Genomic DNA, 21,067 nt, shown 5'->3' on the forward strand with positions numbered 1-21,067 from the left:
CTCCCGTCGTGGGGGGGGATCCGTGGGGGGATCCGAGCTAGCGCGAGGTGGCCATCACCTCGCTGAACCTGGCTGTGCAGAGGGCCGGTTGACTGCGGGAGCAGACGACCGGACCCACGTAAAAGGGGGCATTGCCGAAGTCGGGAACCTGCCCCTGGGCGAGCGGGGTCCAGGTGGCGCCGTCGTCGGTGGAGACAGCCGCGGAGAAGGCGGTTCCGACGCGCTTGAGCCGGAGCAGGAGAGGTAGCCGGACGGTGGTCGTGCCGGTGAACGCGGAGGCGCCTGCCACGGTCGGGCGCAGCATGAGCTGTGCCGTGCTGCCGCCGGTGACGATCAAGCCCGCTGCCTGGTCGAAGGGCGAGAACGACTTGGCCATCAGCAGGCCGACGCGGTCGGCGGTCGCTCCCTCCCGGGAGAGCAGCCGGGCGGTGACCTCACAATCGCCGGTAACCGTTTGCCGCACGAAATGGCCTGTCATCCCCTGGGAGTTGATGTTGAGGTCGCTCCCTGCGCCCCGCACCGTGAGGATGCCGTCGCTGTCATGGCTTGCCTCACCCGGAGTGAGGACGGCCGCGACACCGAGCGTGCCGTACGCGCTCCGGTCGAGGACGACGTCACCGAGGTCTCCGTGATCCCAGGGGGCGGGCAGCGGGGCGCTCACGACGGATGACAGCCGCGCGGATGTGACGGTGGCCTCCGGCATGAGCGCGCTCACGGCCGCCGAACGGGGGCCGCTCCCAGCGCAGTTGGCCTTGGCGACGGCGTAGTGGTATGTCGCTCCAGGCGTCCCGCTCGCGTCGGTGTACCGGACGCGGGCGCCGAAGCCGACCGCTGCGACGTCCGTGGCGAGGGCGCGGTAGGGGCCGTGGGGGCGTGGCGCGCGCAGCACGGTGTAGCGGGCGGCGAGATCGGGGTCGGTCCAGGCCAGCAGGACACCTGCCGATCCGGCCGTCGCTCTGAGGTCGGAGGCGGTGCGGGTCGGGCGGGGTGTACGCCAGAGGTCTCCGTCGGGGGACGTCACGCTGACGTTGTCGAAGGCACCGGTGCCGGTGTCGGCGTAGGCCTCGTCGACGCCGAGGGAGGAGGTGAGGAGCAGGCCGGCGTATACGGTCTTCGGCATACTGTCGACCTCGGTCGTACCGACGACCGTCCACCGCATACCGTCCGTGGAAATGGCCCCTGTACAGCGCCGTCCCTCACGCGTCACCCGCACCCAGTACGGCATCCGCAACCGGTATCCGTCACCGGCGCCCTCGACGTGGGGAGCGGCGAGCGGGGTCGCGGATTCGGGGAGCTCGCCGAGGTCGGAGATCGGGAAGGCCGCCCTGGTGGTGATCGCCTCCTGCTGGGAGGGCGGAACGGCAGTGCTGCCCGTCCCCCTGACAGGCGCACCGGCTCGCGGGCGTACGGTCCACACCCCGCTCCAGGTGTGCAGCGGCAGCCCTTGGATCAGCATCGACGCGTGGGGTGCGTCCGCTTCCAGGGAGGCGCGTACGGTCACGCCGATCTTGGAGTACTGGGAGCTGAGCGGCCACACCACCCGGGCGGTGACCGTGCCGTCGCCGTGCAGGGGAAGGTGGGCCGAGCGGTAGGTCTCGGCGGTGCCCGAGGCTTCCAGCACGAACCGTTCCCCGTCGAAGCGGGCGGAGCCGGGGATCTTCATGGCACCGATGTCGGCCGTCGTCCATGGCGCGGGAAGACCGGCGCTCGCCGTCACGACCGTGGAACGCCCGCCCTCCCCCCGAACACCGGATCCGGAAACCGTGTAGTGGTACGTGCGTCCGGCGCGGACACCGGTATCCGCGTACGCCGGCTTCCCGAGGCTTTCGGATACGGCTTCGTAGGGGCCGTCGATGCGCTCGGCCCGCAGCACCGTGTAACCGGTTGCCCCGGCCGACGGCAGCCACGACACGGTAATCGCTTTCTCCTCCCCCACCGCCGTGACGCCCGCCGGAGGCACGGGCATATCGGGCTCGGTCGCGGCCGCACCGGCGTACGCGAACGTCCCCCAGCCGGGCAGGTCGTCGTTGGCACCCTCGACGACCCTCGACGCCCCGGTGCCGCGGAAGACGGCGGCTTCGGTGTTCGGGGCGTCGAGACCGCGGACGCCGGCGTAGTGGGCGTAGTACATCTCGTAGATCGGGGGCAGGGTGCCGCGAACCTTGTCGGAAACGGTTGTCCTGATGTACTTGCCAGTGCGGTCGAGATCGGGGGTGAAAGGGACCGCGCCACCGAGGTTGTAACGGGCGGCGTACTCGGCGTTGGCCAGGATACGGTGGCCGTCGAAGCCCCACAGGTCGACGCCCTGGTTCCAGGCGACCTGGGCGACATCCCCCAGGAGACCTACGGCGAGTTGTTCGTGGCCCTGGTCCCGGCCGCTCTCCTGGCCCTGGCCGGCGGCGGTGACGATCCGGTGGACGACGCTGCCGTTGCCGGCGCCGGTGGCCGCGAAGCGCAGGGCGTCCTCGAAGAGGGTGCGCTCCTCGCAGAAGACCCCGACGGCAAGAATGGTCTGCAGTGCCGTCAGGTCCCAGTTGCCGTTGGCGTAGGGCATGTAGCCGGAGACGGCCGGATACCAGACGTCCAGGAAGGACCGCTCACAGCGCGTGATGTCGGCGTCCGGCCAGCCGTCGTAACCGGTATGGCGCAGCAATTCGGCCGCGTTGAGGAACTTGAAGGCCTGAAGTCCCGCGCCGAGCGGGCCGTCCGCACCGGTGACGACCGTGAGGGAGGCCGACCATGTGTCGAGGATGTCCCGGGCCTTGTCTGCGTGGGCGCGGTTTCCTGTGACGGCCCACAGGAGGGCGTTCTGGTAGGCCGCGGCCGAGTCGGCGACCGCCGGGCCCATGAAATTGGAGGGTCCGCGGCCCCAGGAGGTGATCTGGCCGGTGTTCTGCTGGTTGTATGCAGTCTGCGATCTGCCGTGTGCGGCCAGCGCCAGGTACCCGTCGTATACGGACGACTGCCCGCCGTCGACAGCGGACTTCATACGAGCCAGGTCGGTGGCGCTGTGCAGCAGGCCTGGATGAGTGAAGGTGAAGGTGCCGGCCGTCCCCCCGGCGGCCGCCTGCGCCGGGGAAGGAACCGACGTGCCGGCGCCCGCGGCCAGCAGCAGTGCGGTCGAGGACTTCAGCAGGCCGCGACGGCCGATCGGACTCACTGGGCCGCCGCTTCCGCCTCGGCCGTCGTCAGGAACTTCAGGTTGACGACGTGTTCGTTGGAGAACCACTGCATGGCGTCGGTCGTGTGGTACCAGCCCGGTTTCCGCATCGAGTCGGCGATGACCTTGCCGTTGAGCACCAGGTTCTCGAAGGTGACGTCCTTGATGGCGTGGTCGGCATCGTAGCCGAGGAACATCGACGGGTTGGCATGGCTGCCGGTGTAGGAAAGGTTCTTGACGTAGACGTCTTCGATGCCGCGGCCGACCGAGGTGTTGTACTTCGTGTTGTACATGACTCGCATGTGGATGACCTGGCCCCAGCGGAAGTCCTCGATACGCACGTCCTCGATACGCACGTTCTTGATGAGGTTGGAGTCCCCGGTGTTGAGGGCGATGCAGCCCTGATAGCCCATCTGTGGCTCGCGGTGGTCGAGGATGTCCACGTTCCTGATCACCAGGTTCTCGATCATCTCGGGGGCATCGGTGTTTCCGTGGGTCCCGACGTTGACGGGGTGGGCGACGTCGGCCCACAGGGTGCAGTTCTGGATGGTGATGTCGCGGGTGTCGCCGTAGTACTCCCAGCGGTGGCCGTAGATGGCGAAGCAGTCGTCGGAGTTGCGCATGAAGCAGCCGTCGAAGACGACTGCGGTCGAGGAGAAGACGTCGAAACCGTCTCCATTGCCTTTCGAGCTGAACGAGCGCACCTTCCTGACGTGGACGTTCTCGCATTCTCCGAAGGTGCCGGCGTAGCCGTTGGGGTTCATGATGACGACGTCCTCGACGCGGATGTTCCTGCTGCCCTCGCACAGGACGCCGCCGGGTCCCGCATGGAGCATCCCGTGGCCGGCGAGGGCGGCCTTCTCCACGTCCTTGAAGAGCACCTGGGCCTTCAGGACAGCGCCGCCCGCGAGGTACACGGTCGTGCCGCTCGGCACGGACAGGACGTTGCCGGGCACGGTATGCACGCCGGGCCCGAAGTAGATCACGTCGGGGTCGCCTGCGACGGGCGGGTTCGGGTCGACACGGTTGGTGAGGACGTGCAGACAGTCGAAGGTCTCGTCGTTGATCTGTACGACGATGTCGCGCGGATCGTCGAGCGTGAACCGCAGGGTGTCACCGAGGAGTTCGGGAGTGATACCCAGCGCGTCCGGTCGCACGCGCGCCTTGGCGGTGCCGCCCTGGAGGTAGGTGACCTCCAACTCGGCCGAACCCCGGAAGTCGAAGCAGACCATCGAGGTGTTGTAGACCTTCCCGGAACCTGTTTCGGGGTTGATCTCCTCCAGTTGCGGCCGCCAGATGTCGAGGGTCTGCCACTCGCCGTCGGGGACGGTGCGCGCCCGCACCTTGAAGCTCGTGTTGGTCGCCATGGCGTCCGGCCGGGGATAAGTGACGAGCTTGAGAGCGGGGTTCGCCTCGCCGGCCCGGGCCGCCGCGGCTGTCGTGCCGGACAGTCCGGCAGCGAGCACGGTGGCGCCCGCCGCCTGAAGAGCGGTACGGCGGGACAGGGGCGTGTTCATGCGGTTCTCCTTGCGGGCGTAGGGAAGGTGCGCTGGTGCCGGAGCATCGACGACTTGGCGACATGGCTGTGCCGCCGGACCCGCGTGGTGCGACGGTGCGGACGTCGGGAACGCGGAGTTCGCGGTGGGGGCGGTGGTCGCAGTAGGTCGCGGTAGGTCGCGGTAACACGTAGCAACCGGTTGCTACGGCCGAGTGGGCAGAGCTTGTTCCGCTCCTCCTGGCTCGTCAAGAGGCCGCGCAGACTTTCGAAAACTCTGCGAGTGGGGCAAGGCAGTGCGCTGCAGACGTCCAACGCCTGCCTCGAGTCCCGACAGAACCCGCCTACCTGCACGGATGGCGACGAGCAGGAAACCCTCCACGAACCCCTTAGCGCGCTCGTGCCTTGTCAGCACCAGCTCGGCCCGAGCGTCGGCTCAGCAACCGGTTGTGACGACTTACGACCGCAGTCACCACTCGTCGCGATGGAAACAGCCTGTGCCCGCGCCACCGACCGGTTTCGTCGAACGCTTCTATTGGAGCCAAATCCCTTGCTCAGAAGCCCATTTGATTCACACTCAGCCAGCCAAGGGCAGCGTCCAGGACGGCGTGTCCGACCGATTGACCCCGTCTCACAGCCCCGCCTACCGTAGAAGGCGGTTTCAGAAAACGTTTCCCACCGCACCTCAGGAGAGTCATGCCCAGCGCCCAGCTGCCCAGGGCCGTGTTCGCCATGGATCCGGTGCACCTCCCCCTGCTGTTCCCCGCTCCACTCCTGACCAGGCTGCGGCGGGCGGCCGACATCGATTCCGCTTTCGTCGTACGGGACTTCGCCGATCCAGCCGCCGCGGCCGCCCTGGAGGACGCCGAAGTCCTGATCACCGGCTGGGGCTGCCCCCGCCTCGGTGCGCAGACGCTGGTGGCGGCTCCCCGGCTGCGCTCGGTGCTGCACGCCGCCGGCTCCATCCGCTCCCTGGTGGGAGAGCCCTTGTGGAAACACGGGATCACCGTTTCCAGCGCCGTGGTGGGCAACGCCGTCCCGGTCGCCGAGTACACCCTCGCCGTGATCCTGCTCGCCGGGAAGGACGCGTTCACCCACCGGGAACGTTTCCGCCGCACCCACACGCGTCCCTCGACCGACGAAACGGCACCCATCGGCAACGTCGGCCGCCGGGTGGGCGTCATCGGTGCCTCACGCGTGGGCCGCCGGCTGCTCGAGCTGATGCGGCCCCACGAGTTCGAGGTCCTCCTGCACGACCCGTACATCGACTCCGCTGACGCAGCTGAACTGGGAGCCCGGCTGCTTCCGTTGGAAGACCTGTTGAGACACAGCGACATCGTCAGCCTGCATGCGCCCGACATCCCGGAAACCCGTCACATGCTCGACCGCAACCGGCTCGCCCTGGTCCGCGACGGCGGCGTACTGATCAACACCTCGCGCGGCGCGCTGATCGACCACGCCGCCCTCACCGACGAACTGGTCTCCGGACGGCTGCACGCGGTCCTCGACGTCACCGAACCCGAGCCGCTACCCGCCGACTCCCCGCTCTACCGGCTCCCCAACGTGTTCCTCACCCCCCACATCGCGGGTTCCCTCGGCAATGAACTGGAGCGCCTCGGCCGCATCGTCGTCGGAGAGCTGGAACGGCTGGCCGCCGGACTTCCCCTTGCCCACGAGGTACGTCACGCGGACCTGACGCAGGTCGCCTGACCCCGGTCGAACGGACCCCTGTGGAACACCCGCGCTGCACGGTTGACCTGGTATTTCCTTCCGTGACCAGCGCAAGCCGACGGCGGCCGGGAGGCAGGGTCCAGGCCCCCTGCCACCTCCTTCACCCATCCGCTTTCGAGGGTTATCCACAGGCCCCCCGCCGGAGGAGAACGACGGGATACGGTTCCCGCACCGGTGCGGGCAGAGCACCGGTACGACCCCTGAGCGGGACATGAGGCAAAGGAGCCATCACGGTGACTCAGCGCAAGACGGCCGGCGAAACCGGCCGGGCGACCATAAGGGATGTGGCGGAGCGCGCGGGCGTCTCCGTGGCGAGTGTCTCGCGGGTACTGTCGGGCAACTATCCGGTCTCGGACGAGTTGCGCCGCCGCGTGATGAAGGTGGTCCGCGACCTGGACTACGTCACCAACGCGCATGCCCGTTCCCTGGCCGGGGGCGGCACGCCTACGGTCGCGATACTGATGAACAACATCACGGGTGCCGCTTTCGCACATGTTGCCAAGGGCGTCGAGGGCGCAGCGACCCTGCGCGGTTGGCTGTCACTCGTCGGCACCACGGGGAACGATCCCGAACGCGAACTCACGCTGGTCAACCTCATGCGCCAGCAGGGGGTCGCCGCGGTGGTCCTGCTCGGCGGGGCCTACGACTTCGACGAGTACCAGCTCCGCATGGCCCGCTTCGCGCGTTCCCTCGATGCGGCGGGTTCCCACCTCGTCCTGGTCGGCCGGCCGCCCCTGGAGGGCGATGTGCCGGCCACGACGGTCGATTACGACAACGAGTCCGGCGCGTACGCCATGGCCAGCCACCTGCTCTCGGCGGGCCACCGGCGGGTGCTCGTCCTTCCAGGTCCTGCCGAACTCACCACCGCTCAGGGCAGGTTGCGGGGCGCACGCCGGGCCTTCGAGGCGTACGGAGTGCCGTTCGACCCGGGTCTGGTGCGGCACGGTCCGTACGACGATGAGCACGGGTACGCGGCCGTCGAGGCGGCGCTGCACGACACACCGGACTTCACGGCCGTCCTCGCGGGCACCGACATCGTCGCCGCGGGGGCCTTCCAAGCGCTGCGAGTGGCGGGCCTGCGGGTTCCGGACGACGTGTCGGTCGTCGGCTACGACGACATTCCGCTGGCCACTCAGCTCACTCCTCAACTGACCACCGTGCACGTGCCGTACGAGGAGATGGGGAGGGTCGCCCTGCGTGCGGTGGCGGAGCGGCGGCGCGCGGGGGCCGCCGCCGGCGTTCGGCGCAAGGCAGGCACCGGGGACAGCGAGCACCTGGTACTGGGCACCCATGTCGTCGTGCGGAACTCGGTGCGCCCGCCGAAGACCGCTTCGGTGAGCACTCGCCGACGCCGGTGACCTAAGTGTCGAAACCGGTTTCCCCGTTGCGATACCCGCCGCTGCAACTTTTCCCTGCACGCCCCTTGATTAGGCCGGAGTTCTCGGCCTAACGTCCACAGCAACCGGTTACTACACCTTCCGCAAAGCGCCAGCGACAACCGGTTGCTCAACGCGTCCACGCCTGGCCCGCCTCCCTGTCGCCCGCGAACCGCTCTCGCCAACGAGCCGTGCAGGTCGGCGAGGCCGCACAGCCACCGTTCCCGGTCGGTACCGAGCCGCCGTTCTCTCGTTCCGAGACGCCTACTCTCCGAAGGATCACGGTCAGATGAACTCCACCAGCTCCCGGACAAGGTTCACCCGCGCCGCCGTGGCAGGCATCGCCCTGACAGGGCTGCTCTCCGCCTGCGGCGGGTCGGGCGACGGGGACCCCTCGGCGTCCGGCCCGGTCACGCTGCCCTTCTGGGGCTGGGCCAACGGCCAGGACGCGGTCGTCGAGGCGTTCAACGCCTCTCACCAGGACATACAGCTCAAGTACACCAAGGTCACCGACCAGTTGACGATGCAGAAGCAGCTCACCAACGCGGTCAAGGCCAAAGACGCGCCCTGCTTGATCCAGAACACTGCCGAGTACGTGACCAGTTGGGTCTCGCAGGGAGCGCTCGCCGACATCACGCAGTACGTCGGGCCGAGCAAGGACAAGTTCAACCCGGGCTCGTGGGCGGGTAGCCAGGTACAGGGCAGGGTGTACGGCGTTCCCACCAGTTCCTCACCCAACTTCACGATCTACCGCAGCGACGTCTTCGAGAAGTACGGCCTCGAAGCTCCCGCAACCTGGGACGACTTCATCGCCGTCGGCAAGGAACTCAACAAACACGGTGTCAAGATCACCAACTTCGCGGGGGAGGACCCGAGCACCCTGGAAGTGCTCGCCATGCAGGCCGGCGCCCACTGGTACAGCATCGACGGCAACGCCTGGAAGGTGGATTTCCAGGACGCGGGCACCCTCAAGGCCGCGAAGGTGATCCAGGACATCATCGACACCGACCTCAACTCCACGCTCTCCTTCGCCGACTACGCGGCAGTGCAGCGCAACTACGACGAGGGCGGTACCGTCACCCGGCAGATCTCCACCTGGCAGATGGCCGGCATGGTACAGAACTTCACCAAGTCCTACGGCAAGTGGGCGCTCTCCCCCTGGCCGGCCTTCACCGGTGAAGCGCCCAAGACCCCGGCCGGCACCAATCTGACGGGCAGCGTGACACTGGTGAGCAAGCAGTGCGCGCACCCCAAGCAGGCGGCCGAGGCCGCGCTGTGGATGTCCACCGACCCGGCCGCGGTGAAGACGATGGCAAGCCCGGAAACCGGTAACGGTGTGATGCCGGCCCTGGCCGACAGTGATGCCTACGTCGCCGAGTCGATCCCCGAGAAACTGCTCGGCAGCGATTACCAGCCCGCCCAGCAGGTGGTGAGGGACAGCCTGGGAACCGTCACCACCGACTGGACGTTCGGCCCGAACTGGACCGCAATGTTCACGGAACTGCAGTCCGGCTGGGCCAAGGTCGTCAGCAAGGAACAGAAGGTCACCGAGCTGCTGGCGCACATGCAGAAGTGGACCGTGGACGACCTGAAGTCCCGCGGCATCGACGCCAAGGGCTGAGGAAGCGCAGATGATCCGCTCCCAGCGCTGGAAGGGGGCCGCGTTCACGGTTCCCTTCCAACTCGGCTTCGTCTTCCTCTACCTGGTCCCGATCGGCTACGCCGTGTACCAGTCGCTCTTCCGTGCACAGCAGTCCGGACTCGGCCTCGGCGGTGCGACGGAGGAGTTCTCGGGCCTCGCCAATTACCGTCAGGGACTGACCGATACGGACTTCCTCGGCTCTGTCCTGCGAGTGGTGCTGTTCGCCTGCGTACAGATTCCGGTGATGCTGTTCGTCAGCCTGGTGCTGGCGCTGCTCCTGGACGCGCTGACCTCGCGGGTGGCCGGCCGGTTCCGGATCGTGCTGTTGGTGCCGTACATGATCCCCGGTGTGGTCGCGGCCATCGTGTGGATCAACCTCTACAGCCCGGACGTCGGCCCGCTCACGTCCGTCGGGCGGGCGCTCGGGTCCGAGTGGAACTTCTTCTCGCCGTCGATGGTGTGGCCCTCGATCGGCAACCTGCTCACCTGGCACGGCATCGGCTACAACATGGTGATCATCTACGCGGCGCTCCAGGCCGTACCGCGTGAACTGTTCGAGGCCGCGCGGCTGGACGGCGCCTCGGAGACGCGGATCGCGCGGAGCGTCAAAGTCCCTTATGTGCGAGGGGCATTGGTCCTCACAGCGCTGCTCTCCATCATTCAGATGCTGCAGATCTTCAACGAGCCCGCGCTGTTCCGGAACGTCACTCCGCAGACGGTGGACGACAGCTTCACCCCCATCATGATCATCTACAACCAGGCGTTCAACGCCGGCAACTACCACTACGCGGCAGCCCTGTCGGTACTCCTGGCACTGATCCTCGGCATCGCTTCCTTCCTCTTCTACCGGTTGACCTCGAAGGAGGCGGACCGATGACGATCACCGAGGCCCGCACCAAGGGCCCCTCCACCCGGGCGGTCCGCCGCCGCACGCACCCGGACCCCGGCTCACGTTCCCGAGGTGGCCACAGGTTCCTCCTTTTCGGACTGACTCTGGCAAGCGCTTACAGCCTGTTTCCGGTGTGGTGGCTCATCGTGGCCGCCACCAAGGACCGCACCGGGCTCTACCAGAGCAACGGCCTGTGGTTCTCCGGCTGGCACCTGTGGGACAACCTGCACCAGCTGTTCACCTACGAGGACGGCATCTTCCTGCGCTGGACGGCCAACTCCCTGCTGTACGCGGGGATCGGCTCGCTCGGCGGCACGCTGATCGCGCTTGCCACGGGCTATGGCCTGGCGCGGTTCGAGTTTCCTGGCCGTGGCATCGTTTTCGCGTGTGTGGTCGGCTCGTTCCTGATCCCGATCGCCCTGCTGACGCTCCCCCTGTATCTGCTGTTCTCGGAGATCGGCCTGGTCGACACGCCCTGGGCGATGCTGATCCCCTGCCTGATCAATCCGTTCAGCGTGTACCTGGCCAAGGTCTACACGGAGGCGACGGTCCCCTTCGAGCTCCTGGAGGCGGCCCGCCTGGACGGCGCCGGCGAACTACGGATCTTCGTCAGTATCGTGCTGCGGATGATGACGACGGGGGGCGCCACCGTCTTCCTGCTGGCCTTCGTCAACACCTGGAACTCGTTCTTCCTGCCGCTGACGGTACTGCGCGGCGAGAAGAACTGGACGCTCAACATCGGCCTGTACAACTGGAGCGGCAAGCGACTGGAGTCCGGCGTCGATCTGACGAGCCTCGTCCTGACCGGCGCTCTGCTGTCCATAGTCCCCATGGCGATCATGATGGTGGCGATGCGCCGCTACTGGCGTACCGGCGTGACACTGGGCGCACTCAAGTGAGGTCAGCTCGCCGGCCTGCGACAACGGCTCTGCTCAAAGGCTGTTCACTCGATGACCGCCACGGCCTCCATCTCGACCAGGTGCTCGGGTACGTCCAGTGCGGCGACGCCGAGCAGGGTGCCCGGCGGCACCGGTGTGATGCCCAGCTCGGCGAACGCCCGCGCGGCGCCCTCGACGAACAGGGGCATCTTGTCGGGGGTCCAGTCGACGACGTAGACGGTCAGTTTCGCAACGTCGTCGAAGGAGGCGCCGGCACCGGCGAGGGCGGTGGCGATGTTGAGGTAGCACCGTTCGACCTGGGTGGCGAGGTCGCCTTCGCCGACGGTGATCCCGTCGGCGTCCCAGGCGACCTGCCCGGCGACGAAGACCTGCTTCGAGCCGGTCGCGATCGACACCTGCCGGTATGCGTCGATCTCCGGGAGACCACTGGGGTTCAGCAAGGTGATGGCCATACTGTCCGTCTCTTTCCTGAGCGGTTGTGAGCATTCGTGGGGAGGCGTGCCCGCAGAGGGTTCGGGTCCGGTAGGCGGTTCGTACGGGCTTTCCACGCGCCCCGCACGGGCTCGCCGTGGTCACTTGTGGTTACTCAGGAACCGTAGGAGAGTGTTGGCCGACATGGAAGAACGCACTTTTCGGTGACTGGGGAACCAGATGGTGACCAAGCAGTTCAAGGGATCACCCGAGGACGCGGACCTGACGCGCGCGGACTCCCTCGCGCGGGAGATCTTCTCGGACATCGCCAACAAGTGGGCGCTCCTGATCACCGAGGTGCTCGGGGATCGGACACTGCGTTTCAGCGAGCTGCGCGACGGGATCGAGGGCATCAGCCACAAGATGCTCACCCAGAACCTGCGCATGCTCGAGCGCAACGGCCTCGTCGAGCGAACCGTCTATCCCACGGTGCCACCACGGGTCGAGTACACCCTGACCGACCCGGGTCACGCGCTGCGGGTCACGATCGACGGACTGTGCAACTGGACGCACCAGCACCTCGGTCATATCGAGGACTCACGCCGGCGCTTCGAGGCGACCTGACGGCAAAGATGGCGAAAGCGATTTCCGACACGGCAGCGGCCGCGGCCCCGACTCCGAGCCTCGCACAGACCCAACCGGCGTCACCCCGCCCTGCCGCCTCACCCCCAGTCGCCCGAGTCGTCCAACAGCCGGGCCGCGGTGATCCTCCCAGCGGCAGCCCCATGACCACGCACCGGAGCGCGCACTGCCGTCCTCGCACGCGCAACCGTTTCCTACGTCTTCACGCCGAGCCGAGGTGCCCCTTAGGATAGCAAGCGCTTTCTGCGAGCCGTCGGGTCGGATCGGCTCCGAAAGGGCGGTGGTCGAACTTTCGCTGGCCCTCGGGCGGGCCGGAGAGGTGGTTCCCGATGGTCCGCACGGGCAGTGCGAGCATGGCGGCCGGGCCGACCCTTGCGGTCGTGGCCCGTGAGGCGGGCGTGTCCGTGCCCACCGCCTCTAAGGTGGTCAACGGACGCGAGGATGTGGCTCCCGAGACCCGACGCCGTGTCACCGAGGCGCTGGACCGGCTCGGTTACGTGCGCAGACCCCGCTTCGACCCGGCAAAGCCGCCCCGGCTGGTCGATCTCGTCGTGCACTCCCTGGCGAGTTCCCGGACGGGCGCGGTACTGCACGGCGTGGAGGAGGCAGCGCACGACGCGGGCCTGGACGTGGTCGTGTCGGCCGCCCTGTCCCGTACCCGCGCGGGCCGTCCGCAGCGTGAATGGCTGGACAAACTCACCGCCCGCGGCTCGGCCGGCGTGCTGTTCAACCTGGCCGAGCTGACGGAGACCCACTACCTGTGGCTGCAGCAGCACCGGATCCCGTACGTGATGATCGACCCGGTGGTGGAACCGCCGCCGGGCGTCGTGTCGGTGGGCGCGGCGAACTGGCAGGGCGGGGTGACGGCGACCGAGCATCTGCTGACCCTCGGCCACGAACGGATCGCGGTGATCGCCGGAACGCGCCGCAGGATGTGCAGCACCGCTCGCGTGGCCGGTTACCGTTCCGCCCTGGCCTCGGCCGGTGTCGGTCACCGCCCGGAGTACATCCGTCACGGCGGCTTCGACGAGTCCGTGGCCCGTCACCGCATGCGCGAACTCCTCGACCTGCCCGAGCCACCGACGGCCGTGTTCGTGTGCTCCGACCGTATGGCGCTGGGCGTCTACGAGGCCTTGGCGGAACGGGGGTTGAGGGTTCCCGACGACATCAGCGTCGTCGGATTCGACGATCTGCCCGAGTCCCGCTGGAGCACTCCCGCCCTGACGACCGTCCGCCAACCGCTGGCCGAGATGGCGGCGACGGCACTCCGTCTGCTGGTACGCATGATGGACGGGGAACGCCCGGAGGGAACGCGCACAGAGCTGTCCACGCGGTTGGTGGAGCGCGCGAGCACCGCGCCGCCGGGGCGTTGACGCGCACAGCGCCCAAGGTTCACCCTCGATCCGCCTGGGCCGCGACCCGTCGGCCTCACCTCACATGCACGGCGTGCGCCAGCAGCGTCAGGCCGACGAGGATCATCAGGCAGGCGGAGAGTCCGGCCGGCAGCGCGAGTCCTGTCTCGCCGTCCGGGTCGCCCACACCGCCGGGAGTCGGCTCGGTGCCCGGCCGGTCCAGTGCCCCGCGCACCTCGGCCAGCACGAGGAAGGCGGCGGTCGGCAGAACGACGCCCAGAGGGACGCCGTAGGGACGGGGCCGCCGCGTGGTACGGGCACTCGCCGTTTTCCGAAAACCGCGTCCATACGGTTGCGGCGAGCAAGGACGCCGGGACGGTGAGGAGTTGTCCGGCGACCAGACCCGTCTGCACGGACAGACACAGATGGTCGGTCCCGTCCCCTCGGGGGTCGAGGAAGAGGGGGCCAACGCCTCCCGAGCAGGCCGACGGCCAGGGTACGGAGCAGGGTCATGCCGGTCAGGAAGCCGCGGACGAGCCCTCGGTTCACCCCCGGGCGCTCTCCGGCACGGATCGCAGCCGCGCGAGGTTGCCCTCCAGCAGCCGGGTGGCTGTCCTCACGCCGACGCCGCCGGTGGCGTCCGCCTCGGGCAGACGGCCGTCCGCACGTTTCAGGTCGGTCAACGCAGAGTGCACGGCCCGGTGGGCGGCGAACAGACACGGTGTGCTGTAGATCGCGATGTCGACGCCCAGGTCGGTGAGTTCGGCGAGGGACAGGCTCGGGGACTTGCCGCCGGCGATCTGGTTGAACAGCAACGGCTTGTCGCCGACGACGCCCCGGATGCGGCGGATCCAGTCCACGCTGCGTACCCCGTCGACCAGGACGACGTCCGCGTCGGTGGCGGCGAGGGCCTCGGCCCGGTGCAGGATGTCGGCCTCGTCGGTGGCGTCCGTGCGCGCCACGACGACCATGTCGCGGCGGGTGGCGAGGACCATGTCCAGCTTGGTGAGGTAGTCGGCGAGCGGCAGCACCTGCTTGCCGTCGGCGTGCCCACAGCGGCGGGGCCGCTTCTGGTCCTCGAGGATCACACCGGACGCCCCAATCCGCTCCAGGCCCTCCACCACATGACAGGCGACCTCGGGATCGACGTATCCGTCGTCGATGTCGACCAGCAGGTGGTGTCCCGGGAAGGCGCCCCGCAGCCGCTGGACGAACGCCATCATGTCCGGCCAGGCAATGAAACCGATGTCGGGCAGCCCGTAGTAGGAGGCCGCGAAGCCGAAGCCGGAGACGAACATCGCGTCGTAGTGCTGGGCCGTGATGGACGCCGAGTACATGTCGTACACGCCGATCAGCGGCGTCGTGCCCGGTGCGGTGATCCGCTCGCGCAGCTTGGTCCCGTAAGTCAACGTCCGGCTCCTCCTGCTGTGGCATAACCCGGACATGAGGATCTCCGCGGCCGGGTGCGTGCGCTCGCCCACGCGGGCCTCACTCACCCTGATGGCGCAAGCCGTTCACCGCAGAAACGTCACTTGCCGGGTTACCGCACGCACTGTGCCGAGTTGCCGCAGGCAGTGCTGAGCGTGCTCGCTGAACGCGTTTTCGGTGGCGTTCCGCTGAAGGCGTTTGCTGAAGCGTTTACCGAAGACGTCCATGCAACGCGTACGAAGGCGTTTACCGAACGTGTCCGGGCCTCACCGAGCGCCTCAGACGACCACCCCTGCCGCCCACCCGATTCCGCCGCCCAGATGTGCCACGAACTCGGGATCCCGGTAGGCCTCGCAGGAGTGGCCGAGGCCGGTGTAGAAGACACGCCCGGCGCCCTGTTCGCGGCACCAGACGAGCGGGTGGTCCGGGCCCATCCGTCCGCCGTCGTAGGAGGACTCGTCGGCGGTGACCAGCACCCGGACGCGGTCTCGTCCCCGGTCCTGGCCTGGGTCTCGGCCTGGACCTTGGTCCAGGTCCTGGCTCTTGCCCTGGCCCTGGCCCTGGTCACGAGGGTTGGTGCGGAAGTCGTACCACTCGTCGGTGAAGTCCCAGACGGCCGGCAGGTGGCGGGTCGCCGGGTGGTCTCGGTCCTCGACGAGTGCCTTGCCGGGCTGCAGGGCGGGGTGGCGGGCGAAGCGGGCGCCGAGGAGTTCGCCGTAGTACGGCCAGTCGTACTCGGTGCAGGCCGCCGCGTGCACTCCTGCGAAACCGCCGCCCGAGTCGACGTACCGGGCGAGCCGTTCCCTCCCGGCCGGGGTCAGCACCTCACCGCTCGTCGAGAGGAAGACCACGGCCGCGTATCCGTCCAGCCCGGCTTCCAGGGCCGACGGGTCCTCGGTGTGGTCGACGGCGTACTTCCCCAGTGCCCGTACGGCCGTAACCGCGTCCGGGATGGAGTCGTGCCGGTAGTCGGTGGTGCGGGTGTAGACGAGCAGACGTGCGGTCATGCCACCGACTTTATGCGGGCGTGGCTGTACGTCCCGGGGAATCGGTGGTGGAGGCAGTTTCGAGCGCACTCGCCCGGAGGCAGGGCGGGCGAACGGCCACAGCCGCCACCCGTGCTGTACACAACCGGTTCCAGCGCCTTTCCATGAGCGGTTGCCTCAGCCACCCTGGTCTACGTCGTTGTCCGGGGCCCCGTCGCCGGCCGGCGGCAGGTCACCGCGCTCGACCGGCTCGCCGCCCGCCGGCGCGGACGGCAGGAGGGTGTCGAGTTCGTCGGCGGACGGACGGTGGAGGTGGTCGGCGGCCTCGCGCAGGACGTCACGAGGGACGTTCGTGCCGCCGACGCGGATGACGAAGTCCTTCTTCGGGACGGCGTACTCGGCCCACTGCCCGGAACTGCGGTACCAGGCGTCCCCGTCACGAGCGCAGGTGACGGGTGCCGCGGAGGACTCGGCACCGGGTTGCTGTTCGCACGTGGCCTCGGTCATCGTCCCTCGGTCGACGGTGAGTTGGACCTGGGTCCCCTTCTGCCGGGAGACGTAGGTGGCGGAGAAGCCTTCGTCGCCGTACACACCGACGGACTGCTGGGCGAGGGTGTGGCCGGGGGCGTCGGTGGCGTACACCAGCTCCGGGGATATGCCCAACGCGCCAGCCCGCGAGGCCAGTTCAACAGGGTCCGCCTCGTCGGCGCGCTCGCTGCCGCAGCCGGTGAGCAGCACGGGTCCCAGCAGCAGCGCGGGGAGAAGACGTACGGTACGGATCATGCCGTCATCCTGCCGCACGGGTGCTCCAAAGGTCACAGTGATTTCGGGGCCGGGCACGTAGTCTCGCGCGGCATGAACACCATTCCGGCAGGGCTCGACCACCTCGTCCTCGCGACTCGCGATCTGGCGGCCACGGTCGCCGAGTTCACCCGGCGTACTGGAGTGGCCCCGGCTCCGGGCGGCGTGCACGTCGGATCCGGGACCCGCAACTACCTTGTAGGGCTGGGCGGTCGTGCCTATCTCGAGATCATCGGCCCGGATCCCGAGCAGTCGGCGCCGACGGGTTCCCGGATCTTCGGGACGCACGGACTCGACTCACCGAGGACCATCACCTGGGCGATCAGCCCGCCCGACCTGGACGCGGCGGTCGCAAGCGTCCGCGCGCGGGGCTACGACCCCGGGGACGTGCGGAGGATGAACCGGCGGCGCCCGGACGGCACCCTGCTGGAGTGGCGGTTGACGGACGGGGGAACCCCGCATCCGTCCGGCCTGGTCCCTTTCCTCATCGACTGGGGCGGGACGCCCCACCCGTCGGCGTCGGGCCTGCCGGTCACGCCCATGCTGGAGCTGACGGCCACTGCTGCGGACCCCGGCGAGGTCCGCGCCCTGCTGACCGCGCTGGGCACCGACCTCGCGGTCTCAGAGGGCCCGGCGGGCTTCTCGTACACGCTGGACACGCCGAACGGCCCGGTCGTCTTCACCTGACGGACAACGCCGGACGGACAACGCCGGACGGACAACGCCGGACGGGCAACACCTGACGGGCAACACCTGACGGACAACGCTTGACCGACAGCACCGGACGAACCGACCTGGCGACAGAACCTGACGGAAAACCCCTGGAACAACAGCGTGTCCGTTTCTTTCAAGACCCCTCGGGCGGTCCTGGCTACGGTGGCCGTATGAGTCCACGATTCGATGCCATCGGCCTGGTCGTCTCCGACATGGCCGCCTCCGTCACGTTCTACCGTCGGCTCGGCTTCGCGTTCCCCGAGGGCGCCGAGCGCGAGCCGCACGCCGAGGCCGCTCTGCCGGGTGGGCTGCGGCTGCTGCTGGACACCGAGGAGACCGTCCGGTCCTTCCATCCCGACTGGCAGGGCCCGTCCGGGGGCGGCCGGCACTCCCTCGCGCTGCGCTGTAACGACGCGGCCGAGGTCGACGGGGTGTACGCGGAGCTGGTGGGCGCCGGGTACATGGGCGAGCTGAAGCCGTGGGACGCCTTCTGGGGTCAGCGGTATGCCATCGTGCAGGATCCGGACGGTCATGGAGTCGACCTGTTCGCACCCCTGGCCTAGTCCCCGCTCCCTACCCCGCCCGGCTTCTCCCGGACCCCTGACTGCTAGCCCCGCCGGCCCAACAGCTCCGTCAGCGTCGTACCGCTCAACTCGCGTACGTCACGGGCCAAATGGGCCTGGTCGGCGTAACCGGCGCGGGCCGCGGTGTCCGCGTACGGCAGGCCTCGGCGGGCCAGGGCCAGTGCGCGTTGAAGGCGCAGGATGCGGGCCAGCGTCTTGGGACCGTAGCCGAAGGCGTGCAGTGAGCGGCGGTGCAGCTGGCGGGCTCCGAGGCCGAGTTCCGCCGCGGTCGCGGCGATCGGGCGGCCCGTTGCGAGAGCGGTTACCAGTCGGCGCAGTCCGGCGTCGGGCGCAGTCGTCCGCTGCAGCGCCAGTTCCTCCAGCGCGGTCGCCGGGTGGGTCGCGGCCTCGATCCCCGCACGCAGTCGCCGTACCTCCGCGACGGGCCACAGATCGGTCAACTCCACGCGGCGATCGCGCAGTTCATGGGCGGGTACGCCGAGGAGGGCGGGCGCGGTGCCGGGGTAGAGCCGCAGACCCGCCCAGGCCGCGGCCGGACCGTCGGGAAGGTACGCCCGGGTGTCCGGGCCGGCCACGAGGAGCCTGCCCTCGTTCCACAACAGGTCCATGCAGCCGTCGGGCAGCACCGGATGTGGGTCGCCGCCCGTCGGGGTGTTGGTCCACACCACCGCACCGGCGAGCCGGGAGGGCCGTTCCTCGTACACAAGGCCCAGGCTACGCGCCGTCCCCCACCGGGAGACCGGCGCCCGCCCGGCCCCGATGCTCCTGCGGGCTCACCCCGTACACCCGCTTGAAGGCGCTGGACAGGGCGAAAGCGCTTCCGTAACCCACCTGGCGGGCGATCGCGCCGATCGTCTCGTCGGTGTCGCGCAGGAGGTCCGCGGCGAGGGCGAGGCGCCAGCCGGTGAGGTGGGTCATCGGGGGTTCGCCCACCAGCTCGGTGAAGCGACGGGCCATGCCGGCCCGGGAGACGCCCGCCTTCACGGCGAGGGACGCGACCGTCCACGGGTGGGCCGGGTCGTCCTGGACGAGGCGCAGCACCCGGCCCACGACGGGGTCCGCCATGGCCCGGTACCAGGCGGGCGGCTCCGCCTCCGGCCGGGAGAACCAGGCTCGCAGCGCGGCGATGACCAGCAGGTCCAGCAGCCGGTCCAGTACCACCTCCTGGCCGGGTTCATCGCGGCCGATCTCCTCCATGAGGAGCGGGGTGAGCGGGCACGGCCACTCGTCGGACGTGAGGGACAACAGGGGCGGCAGTGCGTCCAGCAGCCGGCCGCTGATCTCGCCGTCCATCATGTACGTCCCGATCAGCACCAGGGTGGAGCCGTCCAGACGGTCGCCCCAGGCGCGGACGCCCAGATCCATGGAGCCGTTGAGGGCCCTCCCGTCGGGGTAGGCGCACTGTCCCTCGGGGAGGATCAGCGCCTGCGGGGCCGTGGCGGGGTCGTCGGCGCAGGTGTAGGGGCCGGGGCCGCGGGCGATGGCCAGGTCGCCCGCGGTGAGCCGGACCCGCTCGCCCTCGTCGGGGACGACCCAGCCCTCACCGCGCACCATGAGCATCACCGTCAGCGGGGCCCGGTCCTCGACCCGTACCGCCCACGGTGGGTCGAAGCACGCGCGGATCATGAGGGCGCCACGCGCACGCGGACCCTCCAGCAGGCCCGCGAGGGGGTCTCCCCGTGTGAGCCCGTTCGAGCGTGGGTGAGCGTCCATGCGGCCAGCGTAGACGCGTGCTTATGGGAATGAGCCGTTCAGCGATGGGCCCGTGCGGCGTGCGGCAGTTGACTGAAGGCATGACACAGAACACGGCCGAAGACACGGCACAGGACACGGCGACCGACCCGAACCAGAACGCGAACCCCAGCGCGACCCCCGGCACAGCGACGAACACGTGGGACACGTCTGCCACTTCGGACGCGGCTGGCATGACGGTGGTGGTGACCGGCGCGACCGGTCGTACGGGCGGACGCGTGGCGTCGGCCGCGCGGGCGGCCGGGCTCACGGTGCGGCCGGCCTCGCGGGCAACCGGTTTCGACTGGCGGGACCGGTCGACGTGGGCCGGGACACTGCGTGGCGCGGAAGCGGCTTACCTGGCGTTTCCCACCGACGTCGGCTCGCCGGAGGCGACCCGGGCGGTCGGGGAGATCGCACGGGAAGCGGTTGCACTCGGCGTGCGCCGGTTGGTGCTGCTCTCCGCACGCGGTGAGGAGCGTGCGCGGCCGACCGAGCAGGCGCTGCGGGAGTCGGGCGCCGACTGGACGATCGTGCAGGCCTCGTGGTTCTCACAGAACTTCAGCGAGGGTCCGCTGGTGGAGGAGCTGCGGCTGAGCGGCGGGCTGGTGTTCCCGGCCGCCGCGGAGGTGCGGGAGCCCTTCATCGACGTACGGGACATCGCGGACGTGGTGGTGGCGGCGCTGACCTCGGGGGACCGGTATGTGCGGCGGGAGATCGACGTGACCGGCCCGCGGCTGGTGGCGTGGGGCGAGGCGGTGGCGGAGATCGCCGCGGCGGCCGGGCGGGAGCTGGCGTACCGGGCCGTGCCGACGCGGGAGTACCGGGAGCACCTGGTCGGGTTCGGGGTCCCGGGTGAGGAGGCCGACTTCCTGGTCGAGCTGTTCGAGGAGATGCTGGACGGGCACAACGCGCAGCTGACGGACGGCGTACGGCAGGTTCTGGGCCGGGAGCCGCGCGACTTCGCCGAGTTCGCGAAGGAGGCCGCGGCGGCGGGCACCTGGGGGTGACACCACCCCCGTGGAGGGGACTCCCCACGGCACCAACACCGCCTTCGCCGGCCCGCCGACCTCGCTGGCACCACCGGCCTCGCCAGGCTCTCCGCCCGGCGTTCGGCCCACGGGGCGGGCCCTTCACACTCAGGCCCCCTCCGGGCGCTTCGCCGCAGGGGCCGGGCCCCGCTCGTCCCTGCCCGCTCACCTCTCGAAAGCGGTTCCCTTCCCCCT

General features: G+C 69.2%; 19 protein-coding genes. 10 read left to right on the forward strand and 9 right to left on the reverse strand.

Annotated features, from left to right (window positions below; all coding sequences use genetic code 11):
• Nucleotides 1-37: 37 nt before the first annotated feature.
• The gene (locus tag P1P75_RS26060; RefSeq protein WP_319259523.1) at nt 38-3,160 is read right to left on the reverse strand and encodes an alginate lyase family protein; all 3,123 of its coding nucleotides are present in this window, start codon (nt 3,158-3,160) and stop codon (nt 38-40) included.
• Nucleotides 3,157-4,677: a glycosyl hydrolase family 28 protein gene (locus P1P75_RS26065; protein ID WP_319259526.1), complete on the reverse strand. Its 1,521-nt coding sequence runs from the start codon at nt 4,675-4,677 to the stop codon at nt 3,157-3,159. Before P1P75_RS26065 ends, P1P75_RS26060 begins: the two co-directional genes overlap by 4 nt.
• Nucleotides 4,678-5,351: 674 nt before the next feature.
• Between P1P75_RS26065 and P1P75_RS26070 the strand changes: the two genes are divergently transcribed.
• From P1P75_RS26070 to P1P75_RS26090, 5 genes are all read left to right on the forward strand, one after another.
• Complete coding sequence (locus P1P75_RS26070; RefSeq protein WP_319259529.1) at nt 5,352-6,365, forward strand: hydroxyacid dehydrogenase; 1,014 nt, start codon at nt 5,352-5,354, stop codon at nt 6,363-6,365.
• 254 nt (nt 6,366-6,619) lie between these two features.
• Nucleotides 6,620-7,744: a LacI family DNA-binding transcriptional regulator gene (locus tag P1P75_RS26075; protein WP_319259531.1), complete on the forward strand. Its 1,125-nt coding sequence runs from the start codon at nt 6,620-6,622 to the stop codon at nt 7,742-7,744.
• Between the two features lie 307 nt (nt 7,745-8,051).
• Nucleotides 8,052-9,383: an extracellular solute-binding protein gene (locus P1P75_RS26080; RefSeq protein WP_319259534.1), complete on the forward strand. Its 1,332-nt coding sequence runs from the start codon at nt 8,052-8,054 to the stop codon at nt 9,381-9,383.
• Nucleotides 9,384-9,393: 10 nt separating this feature from the next.
• Entirely contained in the window at nt 9,394-10,281 is an 888-nt protein-coding gene (locus tag P1P75_RS26085; protein WP_319259537.1) for a sugar ABC transporter permease, read from the forward strand.
• Complete coding sequence (locus P1P75_RS26090) at nt 10,278-11,192, forward strand: carbohydrate ABC transporter permease (protein ID WP_319259540.1); 915 nt, start codon at nt 10,278-10,280, stop codon at nt 11,190-11,192. The genes P1P75_RS26085 and P1P75_RS26090 overlap by 4 nt, the downstream gene beginning before the upstream one ends.
• Nucleotides 11,193-11,236: 44 nt before the next feature.
• Here P1P75_RS26090 and P1P75_RS26095 read toward each other — a convergent pair whose 3' ends face one another.
• Nucleotides 11,237-11,644, reverse strand: a complete 408-nt coding sequence (locus P1P75_RS26095) for a RidA family protein (protein ID WP_319259543.1) — start codon at nt 11,642-11,644, stop codon at nt 11,237-11,239.
• 199 nt (nt 11,645-11,843) lie between these two features.
• Between P1P75_RS26095 and P1P75_RS26100 the strand changes: the two genes are divergently transcribed.
• Both P1P75_RS26100 and P1P75_RS26105 read left to right on the forward strand, forming a co-directional pair.
• Entirely contained in the window at nt 11,844-12,227 is a 384-nt protein-coding gene (locus P1P75_RS26100) for a helix-turn-helix domain-containing protein (RefSeq protein WP_319259546.1), read from the forward strand.
• A 347-nt stretch (nt 12,228-12,574) separates the two neighbouring features.
• Entirely contained in the window at nt 12,575-13,618 is a 1,044-nt protein-coding gene (locus tag P1P75_RS26105) for a LacI family DNA-binding transcriptional regulator (RefSeq protein WP_319259549.1), read from the forward strand.
• A 55-nt stretch (nt 13,619-13,673) separates the two neighbouring features.
• Here the strand turns inward: P1P75_RS26105 and P1P75_RS26110 are convergent, their stop codons facing one another.
• The 4 genes from P1P75_RS26110 to P1P75_RS26125 form a co-directional block, all read right to left on the reverse strand.
• Nucleotides 13,674-13,832, reverse strand: a complete 159-nt coding sequence (locus tag P1P75_RS26110; protein ID WP_319259551.1) for a hypothetical protein — start codon at nt 13,830-13,832, stop codon at nt 13,674-13,676.
• A gap of 310 nt (nt 13,833-14,142) precedes the next feature.
• Nucleotides 14,143-15,006 carry an isocitrate lyase/PEP mutase family protein gene (locus P1P75_RS26115; RefSeq protein ID WP_319259554.1) on the reverse strand — a complete coding sequence of 288 codons (864 nt, stop codon included), beginning with the start codon at nt 15,004-15,006 and terminating at the stop codon, nt 14,143-14,145.
• A 297-nt stretch (nt 15,007-15,303) separates the two neighbouring features.
• Nucleotides 15,304-16,032 (reverse strand): ThuA domain-containing protein, encoded by a 729-nt coding sequence (locus P1P75_RS26120; RefSeq protein ID WP_319259557.1) that lies wholly within the window; start codon nt 16,030-16,032, stop codon nt 15,304-15,306.
• 156 nt (nt 16,033-16,188) lie between these two features.
• Nucleotides 16,189-16,794 (reverse strand): hypothetical protein, encoded by a 606-nt coding sequence (locus tag P1P75_RS26125; RefSeq protein WP_319259560.1) that lies wholly within the window; start codon nt 16,792-16,794, stop codon nt 16,189-16,191.
• A 72-nt stretch (nt 16,795-16,866) separates the two neighbouring features.
• Between P1P75_RS26125 and P1P75_RS26130 the strand changes: the two genes are divergently transcribed.
• Both P1P75_RS26130 and P1P75_RS26135 read left to right on the forward strand, forming a co-directional pair.
• Nucleotides 16,867-17,499 (forward strand): VOC family protein, encoded by a 633-nt coding sequence (locus P1P75_RS26130; protein ID WP_319259563.1) that lies wholly within the window; start codon nt 16,867-16,869, stop codon nt 17,497-17,499.
• Nucleotides 17,500-17,696: 197 nt separating this feature from the next.
• Nucleotides 17,697-18,089 (forward strand): VOC family protein, encoded by a 393-nt coding sequence (locus tag P1P75_RS26135; protein ID WP_319259566.1) that lies wholly within the window; start codon nt 17,697-17,699, stop codon nt 18,087-18,089.
• A 44-nt stretch (nt 18,090-18,133) separates the two neighbouring features.
• On the opposite strand, the gene P1P75_RS26140 is transcribed toward P1P75_RS26135, so the two are convergent.
• Nucleotides 18,134-18,814 carry a helix-turn-helix domain-containing protein gene (locus P1P75_RS26140; protein WP_319259568.1) on the reverse strand — a complete coding sequence of 227 codons (681 nt, stop codon included), beginning with the start codon at nt 18,812-18,814 and terminating at the stop codon, nt 18,134-18,136.
• Nucleotides 18,815-18,824: 10 nt separating this feature from the next.
• Nucleotides 18,825-19,823 carry an AraC family transcriptional regulator gene (locus P1P75_RS26145; RefSeq protein ID WP_319259571.1) on the reverse strand — a complete coding sequence of 333 codons (999 nt, stop codon included), beginning with the start codon at nt 19,821-19,823 and terminating at the stop codon, nt 18,825-18,827.
• A 212-nt stretch (nt 19,824-20,035) separates the two neighbouring features.
• Between P1P75_RS26145 and P1P75_RS26150 the strand changes: the two genes are divergently transcribed.
• Entirely contained in the window at nt 20,036-20,851 is an 816-nt protein-coding gene (locus P1P75_RS26150; RefSeq protein ID WP_319259573.1) for an NAD(P)H-binding protein, read from the forward strand.
• The last annotated feature ends 216 nt before the right edge of the window (nt 20,852-21,067 follow it).

The sequence above is a fragment of the Streptomyces sp. ID05-39B genome (assembly GCF_033794725.1).
GTDB classification, from domain to species: Bacteria; Actinomycetota; Actinomycetes; order Streptomycetales; family Streptomycetaceae; genus Streptomyces; species Streptomyces bobili.

Excerpts from the sequence above, each read along its gene's own strand:
- P1P75_RS26065 (WP_319259526.1), bottom strand. The coding sequence starts at position 4,677 with ATGAACACGCCCCTGTCCCGCCGTACCGCTCTTCAGGCGGCGGGCGCC.
- P1P75_RS26070 (WP_319259529.1), top strand. The coding sequence starts at position 5,352 with ATGCCCAGCGCCCAGCTGCCCAGGGCCGTGTTCGCCATGGATCCGGTG.
- P1P75_RS26080 (WP_319259534.1), top strand. The coding sequence starts at position 8,052 with ATGAACTCCACCAGCTCCCGGACAAGGTTCACCCGCGCCGCCGTGGCA.
- P1P75_RS26085 (WP_319259537.1), top strand. The coding sequence starts at position 9,394 with ATGATCCGCTCCCAGCGCTGGAAGGGGGCCGCGTTCACGGTTCCCTTC.
- P1P75_RS26090 (WP_319259540.1), top strand. The coding sequence starts at position 10,278 with ATGACGATCACCGAGGCCCGCACCAAGGGCCCCTCCACCCGGGCGGTC.
- P1P75_RS26095 (WP_319259543.1), bottom strand. The coding sequence starts at position 11,644 with ATGGCCATCACCTTGCTGAACCCCAGTGGTCTCCCGGAGATCGACGCA.
- P1P75_RS26100 (WP_319259546.1), top strand. The coding sequence starts at position 11,844 with ATGGTGACCAAGCAGTTCAAGGGATCACCCGAGGACGCGGACCTGACG.
- P1P75_RS26105 (WP_319259549.1), top strand. The coding sequence starts at position 12,575 with ATGGTCCGCACGGGCAGTGCGAGCATGGCGGCCGGGCCGACCCTTGCG.
- P1P75_RS26120 (WP_319259557.1), bottom strand. The coding sequence starts at position 16,032 with ATGACCGCACGTCTGCTCGTCTACACCCGCACCACCGACTACCGGCAC.
- P1P75_RS26125 (WP_319259560.1), bottom strand. The coding sequence starts at position 16,794 with ATGATCCGTACCGTACGTCTTCTCCCCGCGCTGCTGCTGGGACCCGTG.
- P1P75_RS26130 (WP_319259563.1), top strand. The coding sequence starts at position 16,867 with ATGAACACCATTCCGGCAGGGCTCGACCACCTCGTCCTCGCGACTCGC.
- P1P75_RS26135 (WP_319259566.1), top strand. The coding sequence starts at position 17,697 with ATGAGTCCACGATTCGATGCCATCGGCCTGGTCGTCTCCGACATGGCC.
- P1P75_RS26145 (WP_319259571.1), bottom strand. The coding sequence starts at position 19,823 with ATGGACGCTCACCCACGCTCGAACGGGCTCACACGGGGAGACCCCCTC.
- P1P75_RS26150 (WP_319259573.1), top strand. The coding sequence starts at position 20,036 with ATGACGGTGGTGGTGACCGGCGCGACCGGTCGTACGGGCGGACGCGTG.